This is a genomic window from Exiguobacterium acetylicum (genome assembly GCF_022170825.1).
In the GTDB taxonomy this organism is placed as follows: domain Bacteria; phylum Bacillota; class Bacilli; order Exiguobacteriales; family Exiguobacteriaceae; genus Exiguobacterium_A; species Exiguobacterium_A acetylicum_B.
In genome coordinates this window covers 985,180-1,005,745 of record NZ_CP081878.1, presented here as the reverse complement: position 1 = coordinate 1,005,745, position 20,566 = coordinate 985,180, and the positions used below count along the sequence as shown (strand labels likewise).

The 20,566-nt window shown below is 46.5% G+C and carries 20 protein-coding genes and 1 riboswitch; of the genes, 11 read left to right on the top strand and 9 right to left on the bottom strand.

The annotated features are described in order from the left end of the window. Positions 1 to 39: 39 nt before the first annotated feature. From K6T22_RS05140 to K6T22_RS05125, 4 genes are all read left to right on the top strand, one after another. Complete coding sequence (locus tag K6T22_RS05140) at positions 40 to 1,116, top strand: N-acetylglucosaminidase (RefSeq protein ID WP_238239245.1); 1,077 nt, start codon at positions 40 to 42, stop codon at positions 1,114 to 1,116. 57 nt (positions 1,117 to 1,173) lie between these two features. Further along, complete coding sequence (locus tag K6T22_RS05135) at positions 1,174 to 2,109, top strand: manganese-dependent inorganic pyrophosphatase (protein WP_035409025.1); 936 nt, start codon at positions 1,174 to 1,176, stop codon at positions 2,107 to 2,109. A gap of 84 nt (positions 2,110 to 2,193) precedes the next feature. Further along, positions 2,194 to 2,958 (top strand): 2,4-dienoyl-CoA reductase, encoded by a 765-nt coding sequence (gene fadH, locus K6T22_RS05130; RefSeq protein WP_238239244.1) that lies wholly within the window; start codon positions 2,194 to 2,196, stop codon positions 2,956 to 2,958. Positions 2,959 to 3,255: 297 nt separating this feature from the next. Next, positions 3,256 to 3,969: a ZIP family metal transporter gene (locus K6T22_RS05125; protein ID WP_238239242.1), complete on the top strand. Its 714-nt coding sequence runs from the start codon at positions 3,256 to 3,258 to the stop codon at positions 3,967 to 3,969. A 78-nt stretch (positions 3,970 to 4,047) separates the two neighbouring features. Here the strand turns inward: K6T22_RS05125 and K6T22_RS05120 are convergent, their stop codons facing one another. The 7 genes from K6T22_RS05120 to K6T22_RS05090 all read right to left on the bottom strand — a co-directional run bounded on the left by K6T22_RS05120 (position 4,048) and on the right by K6T22_RS05090 (position 9,412). After that, a complete protein-coding gene (locus tag K6T22_RS05120) occupies positions 4,048 to 4,674 on the bottom strand; it encodes an HD domain-containing protein (RefSeq protein WP_425293146.1) in 627 nt (208 codons plus the stop codon). Further along, positions 4,656 to 5,192 carry a GNAT family N-acetyltransferase gene (locus tag K6T22_RS05115; RefSeq protein WP_238239239.1) on the bottom strand — a complete coding sequence of 179 codons (537 nt, stop codon included), beginning with the start codon at positions 5,190 to 5,192 and terminating at the stop codon, positions 4,656 to 4,658. The genes K6T22_RS05120 and K6T22_RS05115 overlap by 19 nt, the downstream gene beginning before the upstream one ends. Positions 5,193 to 5,257: 65 nt before the next feature. Next, on the bottom strand, positions 5,258 to 5,980 hold the full coding sequence (locus K6T22_RS05110; RefSeq protein ID WP_053454500.1) for an amino acid ABC transporter ATP-binding protein: 723 nt from the start codon (positions 5,978 to 5,980) through the stop codon (positions 5,258 to 5,260). Positions 5,981 to 5,993: 13 nt separating this feature from the next. Further along, on the bottom strand, positions 5,994 to 6,653 hold the full coding sequence (locus tag K6T22_RS05105) for an amino acid ABC transporter permease (protein WP_238240032.1): 660 nt from the start codon (positions 6,651 to 6,653) through the stop codon (positions 5,994 to 5,996). Between the two features lie 57 nt (positions 6,654 to 6,710). After that, positions 6,711 to 7,484: a transporter substrate-binding domain-containing protein gene (locus tag K6T22_RS05100; protein WP_238239237.1), complete on the bottom strand. Its 774-nt coding sequence runs from the start codon at positions 7,482 to 7,484 to the stop codon at positions 6,711 to 6,713. Positions 7,485 to 7,771: 287 nt separating this feature from the next. Then, positions 7,772 to 8,197, bottom strand: a complete 426-nt coding sequence (locus K6T22_RS05095; protein WP_053452834.1) for a BrxA/BrxB family bacilliredoxin — start codon at positions 8,195 to 8,197, stop codon at positions 7,772 to 7,774. Between the two features lie 30 nt (positions 8,198 to 8,227). After that, on the bottom strand, positions 8,228 to 9,412 hold the full coding sequence (locus tag K6T22_RS05090) for a class I SAM-dependent methyltransferase (protein ID WP_238239236.1): 1,185 nt from the start codon (positions 9,410 to 9,412) through the stop codon (positions 8,228 to 8,230). Between the two features lie 110 nt (positions 9,413 to 9,522). Between K6T22_RS05090 and K6T22_RS05085 the strand changes: the two genes are divergently transcribed. Both K6T22_RS05085 and K6T22_RS05080 read left to right on the top strand, forming a co-directional pair. Beyond that, entirely contained in the window at positions 9,523 to 10,296 is a 774-nt protein-coding gene (locus K6T22_RS05085; RefSeq protein WP_238239234.1) for a sporulation protein, read from the top strand. 205 nt (positions 10,297 to 10,501) lie between these two features. Then, on the top strand, positions 10,502 to 12,418 hold the full coding sequence (locus K6T22_RS05080; RefSeq protein ID WP_238239232.1) for a glycoside hydrolase family 3 protein: 1,917 nt from the start codon (positions 10,502 to 10,504) through the stop codon (positions 12,416 to 12,418). A 30-nt stretch (positions 12,419 to 12,448) separates the two neighbouring features. Here K6T22_RS05080 and K6T22_RS05075 read toward each other — a convergent pair whose 3' ends face one another. Next, positions 12,449 to 12,757 (bottom strand): hypothetical protein, encoded by a 309-nt coding sequence (locus K6T22_RS05075; protein WP_238239231.1) that lies wholly within the window; start codon positions 12,755 to 12,757, stop codon positions 12,449 to 12,451. 51 nt (positions 12,758 to 12,808) lie between these two features. Next, positions 12,809 to 13,504 (bottom strand): thiaminase II, encoded by a 696-nt coding sequence (gene tenA / locus K6T22_RS05070; protein WP_238239229.1) that lies wholly within the window; start codon positions 13,502 to 13,504, stop codon positions 12,809 to 12,811. A gap of 73 nt (positions 13,505 to 13,577) precedes the next feature. Continuing rightward, positions 13,578 to 13,684, bottom strand: a riboswitch (TPP riboswitch). A 193-nt stretch (positions 13,685 to 13,877) separates the two neighbouring features. Here tenA and K6T22_RS05065 point away from each other — a divergent pair. The 5 genes from K6T22_RS05065 to K6T22_RS05045 all read left to right on the top strand — a co-directional run bounded on the left by K6T22_RS05065 (position 13,878) and on the right by K6T22_RS05045 (position 20,473). Continuing rightward, on the top strand, positions 13,878 to 14,759 hold the full coding sequence (locus tag K6T22_RS05065; RefSeq protein WP_238239228.1) for a DUF1002 domain-containing protein: 882 nt from the start codon (positions 13,878 to 13,880) through the stop codon (positions 14,757 to 14,759). Between the two features lie 276 nt (positions 14,760 to 15,035). Beyond that, positions 15,036 to 16,829: a ribosomal protection-like ABC-F family protein gene (abc-f, locus tag K6T22_RS05060; RefSeq protein ID WP_238239226.1), complete on the top strand. Its 1,794-nt coding sequence runs from the start codon at positions 15,036 to 15,038 to the stop codon at positions 16,827 to 16,829. Positions 16,830 to 17,023: 194 nt separating this feature from the next. Beyond that, positions 17,024 to 18,487: an alanine/glycine:cation symporter family protein gene (locus tag K6T22_RS05055; protein WP_238239224.1), complete on the top strand. Its 1,464-nt coding sequence runs from the start codon at positions 17,024 to 17,026 to the stop codon at positions 18,485 to 18,487. Positions 18,488 to 18,618: 131 nt separating this feature from the next. Next, positions 18,619 to 19,512 carry a diacylglycerol/lipid kinase family protein gene (locus K6T22_RS05050; protein WP_238239223.1) on the top strand — a complete coding sequence of 298 codons (894 nt, stop codon included), beginning with the start codon at positions 18,619 to 18,621 and terminating at the stop codon, positions 19,510 to 19,512. Positions 19,513 to 19,756: 244 nt separating this feature from the next. Then, entirely contained in the window at positions 19,757 to 20,473 is a 717-nt protein-coding gene (locus K6T22_RS05045; RefSeq protein ID WP_238239222.1) for a M23 family metallopeptidase, read from the top strand. Positions 20,474 to 20,566 lie beyond the last annotated feature (93 nt).

The following is a 20,566-nucleotide window of genomic DNA, read 5'->3' as shown; positions in this document are numbered from 1 at the left end:
ACACGAATGTCCATTGCTTTTTAAAGGACGTGATTTTCTTTGACAACACGCACTATCCGTCCCGGTCGCCCAGTGCGCCGGACCGGTTCACTAAAAGGATTACTTTTCTTCTTTCTCATCGGCGTTCTCTTATTCTTTTGGCTCCGTGATGAGCCGAAGACCGTCTTAACACCACCGGCACCGTACACGGCAGAACGATATGACAAGGGTAAGATTAGCGAACAAGACTTCCAGACGTTTGCGGAAGCGAAGACGCATGCGGGAGAACAAGGTGCTGTCAAACGTTCGTCAGATGATCGTTATGTCTACCTCGGTGGACAAGGTACTGGAATCGTCGACGATCGCGGTATTCTGTCGATTCATCGCGATGCTGATTTAAAAAAACGACTCACCTACGTCGCTTCCGGAACACGCGTCCAGTTGCTTGAGTTCGGGGAAAAGACGAGTCGCGTCAGCATTGCCGGTGTGACTGGTCATGTACCAACAGATCGCTTACGCCCGTTCCCTGCAGAACGTGTCTCGAACGCATCCTACTATCAGACGAAGGGCGATCGCCTCCTTCACTATATCGTTGCGGACAGTGGGCTCGGTGGATTGATTGTCGCTGGTGAAGCGACGAACGCGACGTCTCGGACGACGAAATATGTTGAATCGAAGACACTAACGCGTGATTTGACGAAACCGACGCGGCTCAGCGCCAAACAACTCGACGCATTCATCAAGGATCAAGCACCGGACAGCCCCTTGATCGGTAAAGGGAAAGTTTTCAAATCCGTTGAAAAGAAATATCGGGTTAACGCTGCTTATCTGCTTGCACACGCCATCCACGAATCCGATTATGGGCGGTCTGAGATTGCCCGGGAGAAAAATAACCTGTTTGGTGTCAATGCGACAGATTCCGCACCAGGAGAAGATGCAACTGTCTATAAATCCTTGACGGACTCGATCCAGCAAACTGGTCGTTTCATCGCAAACGACTATCTCGATCGGGATGGTCGCTATTACCGTGGCGCCTACCTCGGAAACAAACAAAAAGGGATGAACGTCTTTTACGCGTCTGACCCTTTTTGGAGTGAAAAAATCGCTGGTATCATGGTGAAAATGAACGCTTTCTAAATCAGAGATATGATACACTATAGGGCGAGACAACAATCATTGAGGAGTGAACACGTCATGGAAAAAGTTTTAGTATTTGGTCACAAAAATCCTGATACCGATACGATCACATCGGCAATTGCTTATGCAGAATTAAAGAAGGCACTCGGTGTCAATGCCGAAGCCATCCGTCTTGGTGAAATGAATGATGAAACGTTATTCGCACTCGATACGTTCAAAGTATCAGCACCACGTCTAGTGACAGAAGTGGCAACAGAAGCGTCACACGTCATCTTAGTCGATCACAACGAACGTCAACAAAGTGCGAACGATATCGATGCCGTTACCGTAACGGAAGTCATCGACCATCACCGGATCGCAAACTTCGAAACATCAGATCCTGTCTATTACCGAGCAGAACCAGTCGGTTGTACGGCAACGATCCTCAACAAGCTCTATAAGGAACACGGTGTTGCGATCAAACCAGAAATCGCTGGTCTAATGCTATCAGCAATCATTTCTGACTCGCTTCTGTTCAAATCACCGACTTGCACGGAGCAAGATATCATCGCAGCACGTGAACTCGCAGAAATCGCTGGTGTCGATGCAAACGTCTACGGTCTTGAGATGCTCAAAGCTGGAGCGGATCTCTCGAAGAAAACCGTTCCAGAATTGATTTCACTTGACGCGAAAGAGTTCACGATGGGCACACTCAAAGTCGAAATCGCTCAAGTCAATACAGTTGATACAGCTGAAGTCTTGCTTCGCCAAGAAGAACTCGAAACAGCGATCAACGAAGTCATCCTTGCAAAAGGTCTTGATCTATTCGTCTTCATCGTCACGGATATCTTGACGAACAACTCTGTTGGACTCGTCCTCGGGAAAGAAGCGAATCTCGTCGAACGTGCCTACGGTCTTGAAGCGACGAACAACCTCGTCTACCTCGAAGGTGTCGTCTCTCGCAAAAAACAAGTCGTTCCTGTCTTAACAGATACAGCTCTTGCAACACAATAAGCAAAAAAAGAAGGAGTTCGCTCCTTCTTTTTTGAATAAAGAATATGAATGGTTGTTCATTCATTACATAAAGGAGGAATCAATATGACACAAACAATCATGGTGACGGGTGGAACGAACGGAATGGGGAAAGCGATGGCGCTCGCCTTAAAGGAAGCCGGATGGAATGTCGTCGTTACGGGACGGGACGCGGAACGCTTGCAACTCATGGATGAAGCATTAGGGCAGATTCACGGCGAACACTTGACGATTCAGATGGATGTTCGTGACGCAGATGCTTGTCTCGCAGCTGTCAATCAAGCACGCGAACGATTCGGTCGTCTTGAGGCATTGATCAACAATGCTGCCGGGAATTTTATCTGTCCAACCGACGAGTTATCACCGAATGGGTGGAAGACCGTCATCGACATCGTCCTCAACGGAACCTTCAACTGCTGTCATGCGCTGGTCAAAGGCTGGCAAGAAGATCAGGTCGTTGGTGGACAAATCGTCAATATCGTCGCTTCTTATGCCTGGCAGGCAGGTGTCGGTGTCGCTCCGAGTGCTGCAGCGAAAGCTGGCGTTCTGAACTTGACACGAACGCTTGCCGTCGAGTGGGGTTATAAATATCAAGCCCGTGTCAACGCTATCAGTCCGGGACCAATCGAACGGACAGGTGGTGCTGACAAACTCGCTTTATCACCAGAACACGCAGAACGGATTCGTCGCAACGTGCCGCTCGGTCGATTCGGTACACCGGAAGAGATCGCAACGCTCGCTACCTGGATGGTATCGGATCAAGCCCGCTACCTAAACGGAGAATGTATCGCTCTTGACGGTGGTCATTGGTTAAATAAACAACCGTTCTGATGATTGAGATTTAATGACTTAAGTAGTCAGTCTCCACAAAGATAAGAATGACGCGTTTCACGCCACTCCTACAGGAAAAAGCGCATTTTTGCGCTGTCAGAGACGAACAAGCTAGTTTTCCTGCTTGAATGAAGCAGGAAAACTAGCTTGTGTCTCGCCTGAGAAAAGGGCGTGAAAAGACGCGACATTCTTTTTTTGAGTCAGCCCCTTGCATTCGTCTCGAACTATTTTTCTTTCTTTTCGCTATGTTTATGAATTATCTAGAACAGGTAGAAAGGACAAGAAGGAGGCGATCGTATGTGGGAAGCGTTCGGTTGGGGAGCGCTAGCAGGTGGTGCCGTTGTGATCGGCGCTCTGTTTGGATTATACTTACCGCTAAAACAACGACTGATCGGTTACATCATGTCGTTTGGGACCGGTATCTTAATTGGTGCAGCGACATTCGAGTTACTCGATGAAGCATTAAAGAAATCAACGACGCTTGTCGTTGCGATTTCCTTTATCGTCGGGGCACTCGTCTTCACTGGTTTTGACCTATTCGTTTCGTCACGCGGCGCGAGTAAGCGGAAACGCTCATCTGGTGGGAATGAAGGAACAGGAACAGCGATTTTCTTCGGGACGATTCTTGATGCCATTCCGGAATCAATCATGATCGGTGCCAGTCTGTTATCCGGAAATGTCAGCGCCGCCCTCGTTGCAGCGATTTTCGTCAGTAACATCCCAGAAGGTTTATCGAGTACGACGGGCTTACGAAAAGACGGTTTTTCGAAGAAACAAGTACTATTGATGTGGGGAGTCGTCTGGTTGATCTCTGCCCTCGCTTCTCTTGCCGGTTATACGATTCTCTCCGAACTTCCAGACATGCAGTTTGCGATGATTGGTGGATTTGCAAGCGGTGGGATCATCGCGATGCTCGCCTCGACGATGATGCCGGAAGCCCACGAAGAAGGTGGGGCGATCGTTGGTCTATTCGCAGCACTCGGTCTGATTACAGCGATCATCCTCAGTTAAAGACAAAAACAATGCGCATTTTCCGTAAGCTTAATCGGAAAATGCGCATTGTTTTTTAGTCATTTCGAAAACAAGTCTTCAGCTATCTGTCGAACCATCCCACTCTTCTTTGAACCGTGCAACGAACTCTTCCATATAGCGATGACGCTCCTCGGCTAACTGACGTGCCGTTTTCGTATTCATTAAATCTTTGAGTCGAAATAGCTTCTCTTCAAAATGATTCAAGGCACTCGTCTCCCCGGTTCGGTCACCAGGCTCTCGCGGTGCGAGTCCAGGTACATGCATCGGCTCCCCGAACCGACCGGCGAACTGAAACGTGCGGGCAATTCCGATTGCGCCAATCGCATCAAGGCGGTCGGCATCCTGAACGATCTGACCTTCGATCGTCTCGATCGGTGGGCGTGTGCCATCTTTATACGACAGGCTCGTAATGATGGCTAGAATCTGTTCTTGTTCTTCCTCTGTCACCTTTCCTTGCAAAAACGTGGCGACCGTTTCTGCCGTTCCCCCGAGTTTGCTATCTGCTACATCATGAAGTAGAGCCGCTAGTTCGATGATCCGAATATTCCCACCTTCTTGTTTAGCAATATGTAACGCTAAACGGCGAACCCGTTCGATATGGGCATAATCATGACCTGAAAAGTCCGTCGCGTGAAACGACCGGACGAAGATTTCCGTTTCTTGAATCATTGTCGTCCCCTCCATTCTGGTTCAAGTAATCCGTAAAGTAACATATCATGCCGCTCTCCGTCTCGCCGCAAAAAAGATCGGTATCTCCCTTCCTGGGCGAAACCAAGCCGTTCATATAATTCAATCGCACGCGTATTATAATCAAAGACCGTCAATTGAATCCGGTACAAATTCAGCTCTAAGAAGGCATACTCAAGCAGTGTCTCCATGGCATCCGTCGCATATCCTTGTCCTTCGCAATCCGGATCGATACCAATCATCAGCCATGCCGTTCCATGTGTAAATAGAATATCTTCTAGTGCAATGACGCCGATCATCCGCTCATCTTCAAAATTACGAATCGCAAATCGGAATGTCTCCGGTGCATCCGTCGCCATCATCTGTTCAATTTTGTCCGTCGACAAATGACGGAATGGTGTCGCACTGAACTGACGAGCAAACGTCGCATCGTCAAGCAAACGCTGCATCACTTCGGTATCTTCCGATTGAAAACGCGTCAGACGAGTATGATGACCTTCAAGTAATTTTTTCATCAATCTTCCCCCTCTATACTAAAAACCGAAAAACGCTAACCCTTTTCAGAGTTAGCGCACTGTCATCATAAAACTTTTTCGAGGAACTTTTTCGCTCGGTCTGTTTTCGGATTGTCGAAGAGTTCAACCGGTGAACCTTCTTCCATCAGAATCCCTTCATCGAGGAACAGGACACGATCGGCGACTTCTTTTGCAAAGCCCATCTCGTGCGTAACGATGACCATCGTCATCCCACTTTCAGCAAGTTGCTTCATGACGTCAAGCACTTCGTTGACCATCTCCGGGTCAAGCGCTGACGTTGGTTCATCAAACAACATGACATTTGGTTCCATCGCAAGGGCACGTGCGATCGCGACCCGTTGTTTTTGCCCACCTGACAACTGATTCGGATAATTATCGCGTTTTTCGGCTAGACCGACACGATCAAGTAACGTTTCCGCTCGTTTGATCGCTTCGTCCTTTGAGATACCGAGCACGTTGATTGGTGCATACGTCAGATTATCGAGGACAGACTTATGCGGGAACAAGTTAAATTGTTGGAAAACCATCCCGATGTTCTGACGTGCTTTTGAGATGTTCGCTTTTGGTTTCGTCAATTCGAAACCGTCGACGATGATCGTCCCACTCGTTGGTTGTTCAAGTAAGTTGATGCAACGCAAGAATGTTGATTTACCAGACCCCGACGGTCCGATGACAGCGACGACTTCTCCGCGCGTAACCGTCGTCGAGATACCTTTTAATACTTCTAATTTTCCGAACTGCTTATGCAAATCGGTGACTTGGATCATAGGTTCCATCTGATTACCCACTCTTTCTCATAGCTTTTTCGACTTGTTGGCCTATCAAGCTCAATCCCATGACGAGAACAAAATAGACGAATCCGGCAAACAATAACGGTTCGAAATAAATCGCCTTTTCTCCTCCGACGATTTGAGCGCGACGCATGACATCAAGAACACCGACCGTCGAGACGAGTGCCGATTCCTTCGTCAACGTGATCAATTCGTTCATGATCGCAGGAAGGATATTTTTAAAGGCTTGCGGCAAAATGATCGAACGTAGTTGTTTGAAATACGAAATACCGAGTGCATCCGCTGCTTCCCATTGCCCACGATCAACAGCTTGAATCCCTGCCCGAATGATTTCCGAAATATAAGCTCCGGAGTTCAAGGAGAAGGCGATGATTGCCGATTGGTACCCTGTCGTGACATACCCTGTCAATTGCGGTAGACCGAAGTGGACGATCGCGAGTTGCAAGATCAATGGGGTTCCCCGGAAAATTGCTGTGTACGCATGTCCAATGAAACGGATGAAGCGACTCTTCGTGATTTTCAGTGCCGCGACGACAATTCCGATCAGCATCCCGGAGATCGCCGCGACGATGACGACTTGGAAGAGGACCGGAATTCCCTCGAGAATATATGGAATTGAATCTTGAATCTTTGTAAAGTCTATCATAATCAATCTCCTAACGTCGCACAAAAGGGATGAGGTTACCCCCACCCCCATGCACTTGACTTATTTTGCTTCTTTTTGGAACCATTCTTCTGCTAATTTATCGATTTCACCACTGTCGATCATCTTCTTCAGCTCTTTGTTGAAATCGTCACGCATCTTATCTCCTTTTTTGAAGGCAATCGCTGAACCAGCTGGACCATCCTCTTCGATTTGGTACGTTTTCAGAGATGCATCTTGATCCATGTATTTAACAGCAACTGCGTCCTCGATAATGAGGGCATCGATTCGACCAGTATTTAACTCTTGAATGATTTCTGGAATTTTGTTCAATGGAACGGCTTCACTATCCTTGAAACGATCTTTCGCAAGTCCCTCTTGGATTGAACCAAGCTGGACACCGATTTTTTTACCTTTGAGTTCATCTTCTGAACTGATCGCTTTATCTTTTGTCATGACCAAGTTCTTCGATTCGAAGTAGATATCTGTGAAGTCGGCGTTTTTCTTCCGTTCTTCCGTTGGTGTCATCCCTGCCATGACGAAATCAACACGACCTGAGCTAAGGGCACCTAGTAAGCTACCGAACTCCATGTCTTCGATTTTCAAGTCATATCCAAGATTCTTGGTGACTTCCTTCGCGATGGCAACGTCGAACCCGACGATGTCTTCTCCCTTTTTCGTATCGATGTATTCAAATGGGAAGTAATCCGCTGACGTTCCCATCGTCAACACTTTATCGCTGTTACTTGATCCACCTGTTGATTCTTCCGATGCGCCACATGCTGCCATCGTGACCGCCAGGATGCCTGCCATTGCCGTTGCTAATAATTTTTTCATTCGAGTTTTCCCCTTCCAACGCTCAATCGTCAGAACTTTAACAATAGTATGACTTATGTGTATGTCCAATTCAATACCGAAAAGCCTGAACTGTTCTATTGCTTTTAGGATATACGAATATTTATTCACTGTAAAGCATAAATATATAAAATATTTTCATTTTCTATTCATAATTCATGCATAAATGACTTTTTATACATTTTTGCAAACGCTTTCAAACTTCATTTTTATTATGCTAGACTTATGAATTTACAAAAAAAAGACCCCTTTTCAGGAGTCTTCTTCGCTTATGCGTAAATTTCAATCAATGATTCGAGTTTCTCGACGACTTCTTCTGCCGTGAATGACTCGATGTCGAACCGCTCAACCATCGAGAGAATGTTTCCATCTTGCATTAACGCAAATGATGGAGATGAAGGTGGGTATCCTTCGAAGTACTCACGTGCTCGGTCTGTTGCTTCGCGATCTTGTCCAGCAAATACTGTAACGAAATGATCAGGCTTGATGCCCTCTTTCCGGTTGACGTACGCTGCAGCAGGACGGGCGATCCCGCCAGCACATCCACATACTGAATTGACAAGGACGAGTGTTAGCCCTTCGCGTTTCATTGCTTCATCCACGCTCTCTGGCGTCGTTAATTCTTCAAATCCAGCAGCGTTTGCTTCTTTGCGGGCTGTTTGGACGACATCTTCAAAATACATTTGGAAATCCATCGTATTGCCTCCTTTGATTCGTTCTCCTTCTTATTGTACGAGTTTCGGTGAAATCTGTCCAAGTCTGTCGCTCAATTCATTTTCTAAAAACGGTCGAGCATGCAACAGATCACGGAAAGCGATATAACGGTCAATTTTCTCTTCCGTTGGTCGCTTGTTTTGTTTGTATGCCCGAATCAAGACATTCTTCGGTGTATGCTCGAGATCGATGAATTCGAGTAATTGTGCTTCATACCCGACGAGCGTCAGTAATTCCGCTCGTAACGAATCCGTAGCAAGCGATGCAAATTTCTCTTTGATCAATCCATGTTGCAACATGACGTCAAGCGGAAAACAATCGAGTTGACGGTTCAATTCCTTTTGGCAGCACGGTACGCTCAGAATGACTGATGCATTCCAGTCAACAGCTCGTGCAAGGGCAACGTCTGTCGCGACATCACAGGCGTGAAGCGTCACCATCAAGTCGACTTCCGTCTCACCGGTATAATCATGGACGTCCCCGACGCGGAAGGTCAAATCAGTATAATTAAGATCATGCGCAATTTGCGAACATTCTTCGATGACTTCCTTCTTTAGATCAAGTCCTGTGACTTCAAGGTCGAATCCTTTGACGACTTTTAAATAATAATAGAGGGCAAACGTCAAATACGACTTCCCGCACCCGAAGTCCAAGATCCGAAGTTTTTTTCCTTTTGGTAAAGCAGCGATGCTATCCTCGACGAATTCAAGGAAGCGATTGATTTGCTTGAACTTATCGTACTTCTGTTTTTTGACCTGCCCCGCTTCCGTCATGACGCCAAGACGGATCAAGAATGGAACCGGTACACCATCTTCTAATAGATAGGTTTTTTTTCGATCGTGCGACAACAGAGCTTTCATCGGCTCTTTTTTCGACGTCTTGATCGCAACCTTCATCTTTTTCGAAAGCTGGAATTGCCACTCCTCTTCTTCAAAACGGAAGAGGAATTGCCGGAATTCTGCAAACAAATCGTCGAGTCGACCGATGAAATCTTCGATTAAAATATTTTCATGCTTCATAACGCGTTCAAATTGAAACTCAACCTGCATCATCACCGTATCTCTTAATAGAATCGGTTTTACTTTGATTCGTCGGAGATCATTTGATTTTTGGCGCGGATTACTCATCGTTGCATGGATCAGTGTTCCTTGCGTGATTTGCGAGGCAAGGCTCGCTTTTAATTCATGTAGTTCCACTAGTCGTCCCGTCCTTTTCTGATGTTCTTTCGAAACTGTAGCAAATTCGTTCCCGTTCGACAAGTTTACACGCTTTATCATTCGTACGTAACTAAAAGGAGGAATTCATCATGTTCAAAAAAATTCTCTCACAAATCGGAATCGGTGCCGCAACGGTCGATACACGCTTAACGGATGACCGGTGCGAACCAGGCGGTCAAATCCACGGTGTCGTCCATATCAAAGGCGGAAACGTCGATCAAGAGATTGACCGGATTTACCTTGAGTTCAACACCCAGTACAAGCAAGAGGTTAATGATAGTACGACATTTACGACGTTCACACTGGATCGATTTGCCCTTAACGAAGCGAAGTTCACGATCGAAGCGGGTGTCGAGCGGGAAATTCCTTTTACATTACGTGTTCCGCTGAATACGCCACTCTCTGTCAGCCAGTCGAAATCATGGATCGAGACGGGTCTTGATATCGCACAAGCCGTTGATCCGTCAGACCGTGACGCTGTCATCGTCGAAGCGAACCGTTACCAAGCGACGGTCTTAAATGCGATGGAATCACTTGGCTTCCGATTGAAGAAAGCCGACACGGAAAAGTTACCAGGACGGTTCCGCAAAGAGTTACCGATTGCCCAGGAACTTGAGTATTCAGCACGCAATACACACTACGCTCATAAACTAGATGAGATCGAGATCATCATGCTCCAAGATAGCTCAGGGATTGATTTGATCGTCCAAGTCGACCGTCGTGCGCACAGTCTCGGATCATTATTCAGTGAAATGGCTGGTGCAGATGAGTCGATGATCAAACAGCGTCTATCAAATAGTGAACTACAAGATCAGTCGTTCGTCGAACGTCAGCTGACGAGCATCGTGGAACGCTATAGCTGATTGATAAATTGAGTTACTTAAAAGTGATTCCTCTTCAGGGGAGTCGCTTTTTTTGTTCAATTCGATATGATCGAAAACTTAAATGAAACTTATTTTAAATTGTAATCGTTTACAAATAAAATATTGTTTTAAAAAAATCCCCTTGCTATACTGTCCGTATTGAAAAGAATTCTAGTCATGATTTGCCTAGAGGAGGACGTACACCATGAAAAAAATCGGTCAGTTCACGTTAACAGCCGGACTTGCAGCAGTACTCGTCTCAAGTAGTTTGCCTGTCATGGCAGCGACAGAATCATCAACAGAGCGGATCAATCAAAAGATTGACGCGATGACACTCGAGCAAAAAATCGGACAGATGATCATGCCGGACTTCCGGCAGTGGAATGGAAGTAATCATACATCCCTTGCTCCAGAAGTCGCAAACATCATCGATCGCTATGATTTAGGTGGCGTCATCTTGTTTGCTGAGAACGTCAGTGAAACTGAACAGACGACGAAACTCGTCCATGATCTGCAAGAAGTCGTCAAACAGGACGCTAGTAACGATATTCCGCTCTTCGTCACGATTGACCAAGAAGGCGGTATCGTCACTCGCCTTGGAACAGGAACGAACTTACCCGGCAATATGGCGTTAGGTGCAACCCGGAGTAGCAACTATGCCAATGACGCTGGTCACATCATCGGTTCCGAACTACAGGCGCTCGGCATCAATGTCAACTTCGGTCCAGATCTTGACGTCAATAGTAATCCTGCAAATCCGGTCATTGGTGTCCGTTCGTTCTCAAGTGATCCGGAGCTCGTCGGCACACTCGGTTCCGCACTAATGAAGGGCATTCAGGATGAAGGCGTCGCAGCAACTGCCAAACACTTCCCAGGTCACGGCGATACCGCAACCGATTCTCACTATGGCTTACCGGTCGTTGATCGCTCCCTTCAGGAGCTAGAACAAGTCGAACTCGTGCCTTTCAAGCGAGCGATCGCTGAAGACATCGATATGATCATGACAGGACACATCGGAATGCCGCAAATCGAATCCGAAGTCGTCACGTCAAAAAACGGCACCTTCCCTTTACCTGCGACGTTGTCGGATGATGTCATCACAGGTGTGCTTCGCGAAAAACTTGGCTACGATGGTATCGTCATTACGGACGCGTTGAATATGCAGGCGATCGTCGATAACTTTACAGAATCAGAAGCTGTCTTAAAAACTTTTGACGCTGGTGTCGACATCGCCCTCATGCCGACGATTCTTCGTTCCGAGCAGGATGTCGCAAAACTCGATCAGATTTTCAAGGATGTGATTGCTGCGGTCAAAGACGGTCGTCTCTCGGAAGAACGGATTGATCAATCGGTTGAACGGATTCTGACGCTAAAGGCAGAGCGCGGAATTTGGAACGGTACGACGGATACGACATCGCTAGCAGATAAACTCGCACAAGCGAATCAGGTCGTCGGTAGTCCTGACCATAAAGCTAAAGAACGCGCGATGACGGAAGCTGCTGTCACGCTCGTGAAAAATGATCAGCGGACGTTACCGTTCAAACCGAAAAAGAATGCACATGTCCTCGTGATCGCCCCAGCAACGGATCAGACGGACAGCATGAAAAAGACGATCGCATCCCTACCAAAGAATCGGAACTGGCACGTAACGACAGCGAATTACTCAGCTACTACGCTACCACTTGAACAAAATCCAATCCTTCGAGCGCAACTCGATGCAGCAGATTACATCATTGTCGGCTCAAACGTCAATACGAGTGCTAAACTGCTATCCACCGCACCAGAACAAGCGATTCCGGCTTCGATCTTCCGCTATGCGAAACAAGCAGATATTCCGTCTGTCTTACTCAGCCTACGTAATCCATATGATGTCGCCGTTCAACCCGATGCACCGGCACATGTCCTCGTCTATGGGTTTAAAGGAGATCCGAACGGACCGGACTCTGAAGCTGGTAACTTAAAATCCGCAGGACCGAATCTCCCGGCAGGTATTCGCGCAATCTTCGGAACGTTTAAGCCGCGTGGTACGTTACCTGTTGATGTGCCAGTCTTTCAGAACGGTGCCTTTACCGATCAACTCCATCTCGAATTCGGTGACGGCTTTAAAAATTGGAAGAAATGATGGCACAATACACCAAAAGACCGAAGCTCCTTAAAGGATGCTTCGGTCTTTTAACGATTGATACGGGTATTCAGCTTCTGCTTTCGCACGCTGGTAGACGCGGTAAAGTGAGTAGATCAGCAGACCATAAATGACAATCATTATGACAGTTGAAATGAAGCTACCGATGCTAAATTCGAACTGGAACGTCACCTTCAAATTCCAGATGGTAGCATATGTACCATACACCGTCATCAATATGGGGATGATGTATCCAGCAAATCTAACGTTCGCTTTTCCAAGCATTCGTTGCACGACATAGGCCGCGATAATGACCAGCAAAATGACGATGGTTTCCATTCCAATCCCTACTTCCGCTAAATGATATACCTAATTCTACCATCTAACCGTTTAGGAAGATACTGTTCGCGCCGGAATCGTCTCGTACACAGACGTGAATGTTTCTTCTGTCCATCCCATATGCCAAAACAGCAACTCATAATAACAGCTCGTCACGAAATGCCGTTTCATGCGTTCGCGTTCCGTAGGACTGGCTTGTTCAGCCAAAGCATCGAGCCGTGCAATCTGCTCAAAGACGACCTTTTCGAACCATTCCGAACTATACGTGTCAATCCATTGCTGATAGATTTTTTCTTCTGGCGTACACGTCAGTAACTGTTGACCGACTTCGTAATACAACCAGTAACATGGCAAGATGGCAGCAATCGTCTCACCGAGTGTCCCCTCGCTCGCATGATGCATGTGTGAGACGTAAGCATATGCCGTCGGTGCCGGTTCGAATGCTTCTAGGTCTGCTTCCGTAATACCGAGCGGCTCAAAAAATGATTGGTGCAGGCTCAGTTCTGCCCCATATGTCGAAGTCGCGTGCTCGGCAAGTGTTGCGATCGTCGCAAAGTCGTCTGCTTTTGACGCTGCCTTCGCTTGAATCTTCGCAAAGTGTTTTAAGTAATACGCATCTTGCATGACATAATGTCGAAATTTCGAGAGTGGTAACGTCCCTTCCCCGATTCCTTGTACGAATGGGTGCGTAAAACTACTATCCCAGTACGCTTGTGCCGCCTGCTTGATTTCTTGTGTGAATGTCATAATCTCATCCTCCTCGTTTTTTATGAAACGAAAAAACACCACCCCGAAATACACGGGCATGGCGCAAGAAGAACAAGACTTGACGCCACTTCCCTCCGTAAGTACGAACTTAATCAGGTTCAAAGGGTCCGAACGTCTTCGTTCGTCTCAGTCGGTCTACCGACTCCCCTAGTGGTCATTATTCGATTCAAATCCACTATAGCATGCTGAAAACGGAAGTCAAGTTGTCCTCTTTTCGCTATACTATGAAGTGTCAGAAGGCGGATGCCGTCTCCATCTACAGACCGATTCCGAACTTCTTTCATTCTCGTACACTAACTTTAGTACCTGATACTATAATTCATTCTGTTACTTACAATTGGAGGATTTCATTATGCATACACCAACAAAAATCATGGCGTCAGCCGTTATCGCTTCTGCTTTATTACTCCCGACAGCAGCATCTGCCGAGCAAGTCGTCGATAAGACGATCGTCACACTCGGTGAGTCGCTCGGCGCAAAAGATAAGGATTGGGTGCTTTCACGTCTTAATGCACCGGAAGGCATCACGCCGATCATCGCAACCTCTGCCGACGAAGAAAAATATCTCGGGAAAAACATTCCACAGTCGCAAAAAGGCGGCAACATGTATTCATCCGCTAAAATCGAATTGACGGAAAAAGGGGACGGGCTTTCCGTTGCGACGGAAAACATCACGTGGGTCACAAAAGATATGTACTTGAACGCTCTCGTCACGGCGGGTGTCAAAGATGCCGACATCACAATCACTTCTCCTTATAAAGTGACCGGAACATCGGCACTAACAGGAATCATGAAAGCCTATGATCAAACTTCTGCCGAGACTGGAATCAAGCTGACTGACGAACGGAAAGATTTAGCACAGCAAGAATTATCGGTCACATCTGACGTCGGGAAGACGGTCGGAACGGATAAAGTCGCTGACTTGATGAATGAGATCAAGGCTGAGATCGCGAATCAAAAACCGGAAACTAAAGTCGAGATTGAAAATCTAATCGTCCAAGTCATTCAAAACAACAACATCCAATTGTCTGACGCACAGATGGATCGATTGACGAATCTGTTCAATCAAATGGAGCAAGCGAACATCAACTGGGGACAAATCGAGAGTGGACTGAAAAATGCGGGTCAAGATATCCATGCGTTTGCAACGTCTGAGGAGACAAAAGGTTTCTTCGCTAAATTATTTGATGGTCTGAGTGATTTCTTCAGCTCAATTGCTGGGGTATTCAAATAATTCAGACTTTCTCATCTGACAAAATAATGGTAAACTGATTGTATCTGAAATGAAAGGTGGTGTGAAAAGATGGACTTTGCCGCGTGCAAACACTGGTTGATGGAACAATTATATCTGTTGCGCGCGATTTTTCATGGAATGGCGTTCTAAGGCACCCGTCTGCCCTTTTTTAGAACTTCATGAATGAAAAATACAGCAAAGCGCATCTTTCACACACTAGGGAGAGTGCTATTTGCGCTCTCCTTTTTTTGATGCGCGCGAAAGGATCAACTGATTATGATGATTTGCGACATTCAACACCTGACAAAACAATTCGGAGGCGAAACGATCTTAACGGACGTTTCCCTCTTCTTAAACGAACACGATCGTGTCGGTCTGATCGGACGAAACGGGAGTGGTAAAACGACATTACTCCGTCTGCTTGCTCGCCTCGACCAGCCGGACGGTGGTGTCATCTATCAAAAGAGTGGTTTGACGATCGGCTACTTGGAACAACTTCCTGTATATAGTGAGACGATGACGGGACTCGACGTCCTATGGACGGCGTTTGAAGACATCCTCTCGATCCGTTCTCGGATGCAACAGTTGGAACAATTGATGGCGACAGCACCAGACGATCTTGAGGCGTTACTCGTGCGATATGCGGAAGCGACGAATGCATTCGAACAAAAAGATGGTTATCTACTCGACTCGAAGATTGAGCGCATGGTGAAAGGATTACATCTCCGTCCGTTACTCACTCGCCCCTTCCATCAGCTAAGCGGCGGTGAGCAGACGAAGATTTGTCTCGGTCGTATGTTGCTGATGAAACCGAATCTCCTCATTCTTGACGAGCCAACGAACCATCTCGATTTAGCTGCCGTTGAATGGCTGGAGCAGTTTTTACGGGACTATACAGGAACGGTTCTACTCGTCTCTCACGACCGAGTGTTCTTAGATGCTGTCGTCACTTCAATCATTGAACTTGAGGATGGCGAGCTGACATCTTACGCAGGCAATTACAGTGCGTTCGTCGTCGAGAGAGAACGTCGTCTGCTCGAACAGTTCCATGCGTATCAGGAGCAGCAGAAAAAAATCAAGAAGATGAAAGAAGCGATTCGTCGACTTCGACAATGGGCGAACGAAGCATCTCCACCGAGTGAGAAGCTGTTCCGTAAAGCGAAATCGATGGAACGGGCACTCGAGCGGATTGAAAGGATTAAACGACCACAACTCGAAGCCAAAACCGCTGACATCTCCTTCTCCTCTACCGATCACACGAGCCAAGTCGTCTTTCGAGCCGAAGCACTGTCTTTTGCTTACGAGACGCGACAACTTTTTGATGCGATTTCGTTTGAAATCATGGTCCAGGATCGAATTGCGATTGTTGGAACGAACGGCAGCGGAAAGTCGACATTACTATCACTACTACTTGACGAATTATCACCGGACGCGGGCACACTCACGCGTGGACCATCGAATCATGTCGGGTATTTATCCCAACACGCTCATTACGAAGAGGACGCTCGATTGATTGACTGGTTCAGAGACCGGATTGCCGTTCCGGAAGCAAAAGCCCGTCACATTCTTGCCCGGTTCTTGTTCTTTGGACCGACTGTCTTCCGGTCTGTTTTGTCACTAAGCGGCGGAGAGCGCGTTCGACTGCAGCTAGCCGTCCTCGTTCATTCGTCAATCAACGTATTGATTCTTGATGAGCCAACGAATCATTTAGATATTGAATCAAGAGAAACACTTGAAGAAGCACTCGAAAATTTTTCTGGAACACTGATTGCGGTCTCGCACGATCGCTATTTCTTGAATCGTCTCTTCCCCCAGATCCTTTGGCTCGAAAACGGTCTGACGCGTTATCATGGTACGTATACGTATGCTCAAAAGAAGCGTACTGAGTTAGTTACGCCTTCTTCCATCAAAGTAGTCACACCAAAGCGTCTGTCGCAAAACGAGTTAGAAGTACAGATTGAGCGGCTCGAGCGAAAATTAGCAAAGCGTGAAGGCTCGACTGACACGGTTTCTAAGGCCATCCAACAGCAACTCGATGACCTGTACGAACAGTTACTGCAATATGGATAATTCGTTTTTATTTGGCTGTCACTCTGAATTAGAGAGTGACAGTTTTTTGTGTTTTTTCAGACTCTCTATTTATTGTCATTTAGCTAACTTTATTAAATTTTAAAATTTAATTTTATTTTGTTGTTGCATATTATCAGAAAATTCGTATAATTTAGCGTATAGCTTTTATTATTCTTTGGGAGGAATACACCATCATGAACGCCATTCAGCAAGTCATTCAAGGAAGTGTCGATTACGCCAACAACATTTTATGGTCATATGTACTAATTGCCGTATTGATCGGCGGCGGGATCTACTTCACAATCCGAACTGGCTTCATCCAATTCACTTACTTAAAAGAGATGTTCCGCGTCACGCTCGATAAAAGTGAACAAACAACAGATGATAAAGGGGAAAGTATCACTTCTCTCCAGTCGTTCTTTATCGGTGCTGCAACTCGAATCGGTACTGGTAACCTTGCTGGTGTCACGATTGCCGTCACACTTGGCGGACCAGGTGCCGTCTTCTGGATGTGGATAGTTGCTCTCCTCGGTGGTGCGACAGCGCTCATCGAAAGTACACTTGCTCAAGTCTATAAAGTACGCGATACGAAATCGAATGCTTACCGTGGGGGTCCTGCCTACTACATCGAAAAAGGCTTGAAAAACCGTGTTCTTGGAATCGTCTTTGCGATTTTAATTGCCGTCACATTCGGTCTTATCTTCAACTCCGTTCAATCAAACACGATTGCCGCTGCTTTTGACAATGCATTTGGTATCAATACAGCTGTCGTTGGTGCTGTACTTGTCGTCTTGACAGGACTCGTCATCTTTGGTGGTGTCCACCGTGTCGCGAAGTTTTCTGCGATCGTCGTTCCTGTCATGGCTGGACTCTACTTGATTGCTGCCCTTTATGTCGTCGTTACGAATCTCACTGAGCTTCCTGGTGTATTCGCAATGATTTTCAAAAGTGCATTTGGGATCGAGCAAGCGTTCGGTGGATCGGTCGGTGCTGCGATTTCACTCGGTGTCAAACGTGGATTGTTCTCGAATGAAGCCGGGATGGGGTCTGCTCCGAACGCTGCCGCTGCTGCTGAAGTTTCGCACCCAGCCAAACAAGGTTTCTTGCAAACACTTGGTGTATTCCTTGATACGTTGATCGTCTGTACAGCGACAGCAACGATCATTCTCCTCAGTGATAGTTATGCTGCTGGAAATGGCGAAGGGATCGGCATGTTGCAAAATGCACTTTCTGAGGAATTCGGTGCGATTGCTCCACCATTCATCGCACTCAGTGTCTTCTTGTTCGCGTTCAGCTCAATCGTCGGTAGTTACTACTATGGAGAGACGAACATTGAATTTATCAAACAAAGTCCGGCAGCCGTCTTCGGTTTCCGTATTGCGACAATGGGCTTCGTCTTCATCGGATCTGTTCTTAGCCTCGGTATGGTATGGAGCTTCGCCGATTTATTCATGGCAGGCATGACATTGATCAATATGACGGCGATCCTTCTCTTAAGCGGTATTGCCCTCAAAGTCATCAAAGACTACCAGGATCAACGGAAACAGGGACTCGATCCTGTCTTCTCAGCCAAAGCACTCGGTATTGAAAATACGGAGTGTTGGGATGTCGAAGAAGAAGCTCGTCCTGCTGCTGGTGAAGTTCCACCGTCACAGTAAAATTTGAATCATGATCCTTAGCACCGAGTATGCCTTTTGTGCCTACTCGGTGTTTTATTATGCAACAAGTAGATTATGTTTTAGGTGGACAGGGAAAAAGTCAACAGATTGTCCTGAAGGAGGAATTCATCTTGTCTCAAGTCATGCTGATCATCAATCCGTCGTCTGGTAAAGAACTCGGAAAAAAGCACGCATCTTTTGCTGAAGAAACGCTTGCTACTCGTTTTCAAACCGTCGATGTTCGATTCACGGAAAAAGAACATGATGCGACGGAATTCGCACGTCATGCTGCTAAGTCAAAATATGATGCTGTCATCGCCATGGGCGGTGACGGTACAGTCAATGAGGTCATCACAGGAATCGCCGAGCAACAACATCGCCCAACTCTTGGCATCGTACCACTCGGAACCGTGAACGATTTATCACGCGCTTTACACATACCGACTGATCCAGAAGAGGCGATCCAGATTCTAGCAGAAGCTCCTGCTCGACCGCTCGATATCGGTAAATACGATGACCACTATTTCATGAACGTCATCGCCGTTGGTCTGATCGCAGAAGCCGTCGAAGAGGTGAGCGTCGAACAAAAGACATCGCTTGGATCGGTTGCCTATTTCATTGAAGGTCTGAAAGCCTTTAAAGATCATAGTCCTTATCCAATTGAAATCGACTCTGCTGAGAAGCAGTTCGACGGAGAAGCACACTTGCTCATCATCGCCTTGACGAATTCCGTTGGCGGCTTCGAATCGTTTGCAGAAGACGCAAAAGTCGATGACGGGCTACTGCACGGTTTCATCATTACGAAGCTTGGCTTCTTTGATGCGCTTCAAGCATTGCCAAAACTCATCACCGGAGGATTGTCAAAAGCAGATCAAATCGAGCATTTCACGACGACACGCGTCGAAATCCGTTCGAAAGAAGAATTGCCGATTAATGCCGATGGTGATACAGCGGGTCACGTTCCCGTGACTGTCGAAGTACTTCCTCAACATTTAACTGTGTTTTCACCATCTTCTGCTGATTGACGGTATATGTTCGTAAAAAGAACTGACTTCTTGTCAGTTCTTTTTTTACTTATTAATCCATTACAATATATGTTAACAAAGCGTAATTTTGAAACATATTTGAAATATTTTCGTGTTATTGACGATGCTATAATCATCTCAGGCGAAAAATCATTCTTTAAAATAAATAAATATACATAAATTCTTACAATTTTGTAATGTTCAACTTCTGTCGCTTTAGATTTTTAAGGAGGAATTACTCTTAATGAAACGATTACTTACAACAATGACAATGACAGCTTTGGTAGTTTCAGGTTTTGCGACAACAAGTGCTTCAAAAGTCGAGGCAGCTACAACATATAAAGTTAAGGTTCTTGCAGACGGTCTTCGCGTCCGAACAGGTCCGTCAACAGCTTATAAAGTAGTGGGTAGCGTCAATACAGGACAAACGTTCAATTATCTCGGTGTTTCCGGATCATGGACGAAAATTTCTTATGGTGGTTATGCACGCTACGTCTCATCTACATATGTCAAAAAATACAGCACGACGACTTCAACAAAAGCAACGACTGGTTTCTCGCGTCCAGCAAGCGGTCCGATCACACAAGGATACGGTGCTGCAAGTGGTGTTTACGGTTATACGTTCCACAACGGTATCGATATCGGCGCTCCAACGGGTACACCTGTTTACGCATCAGCTGCCGGAAAAGTCATCACATCTCGTTATTACGGGGCGTACGGCAATCATGTCATGATGACACATACCGTTAATGGCATCCAATATACGACGGTGTATGCACACTTGAACAGTCGCTCTGTCTCAGTCGGACAAACGATTGCTAAAGGTTCGAAAATCGGTACGATTGGCGCAACAGGAAATGCGTTCGGTGCTCACCTCCACTTCGAGATGCATCGCGGATCTTATGTTTATAGCGGAACATCTGCTGCAAATAGCGTCAATCCACTCAATTACTTCAACTAAGCTTGATTCCCCGGACTTCTCATCACGAGAAGTCCGTTTTTGTGTTTCAGATGAAATCTACTGACAGGAGTGGTACGGTATGATTATGAGTCT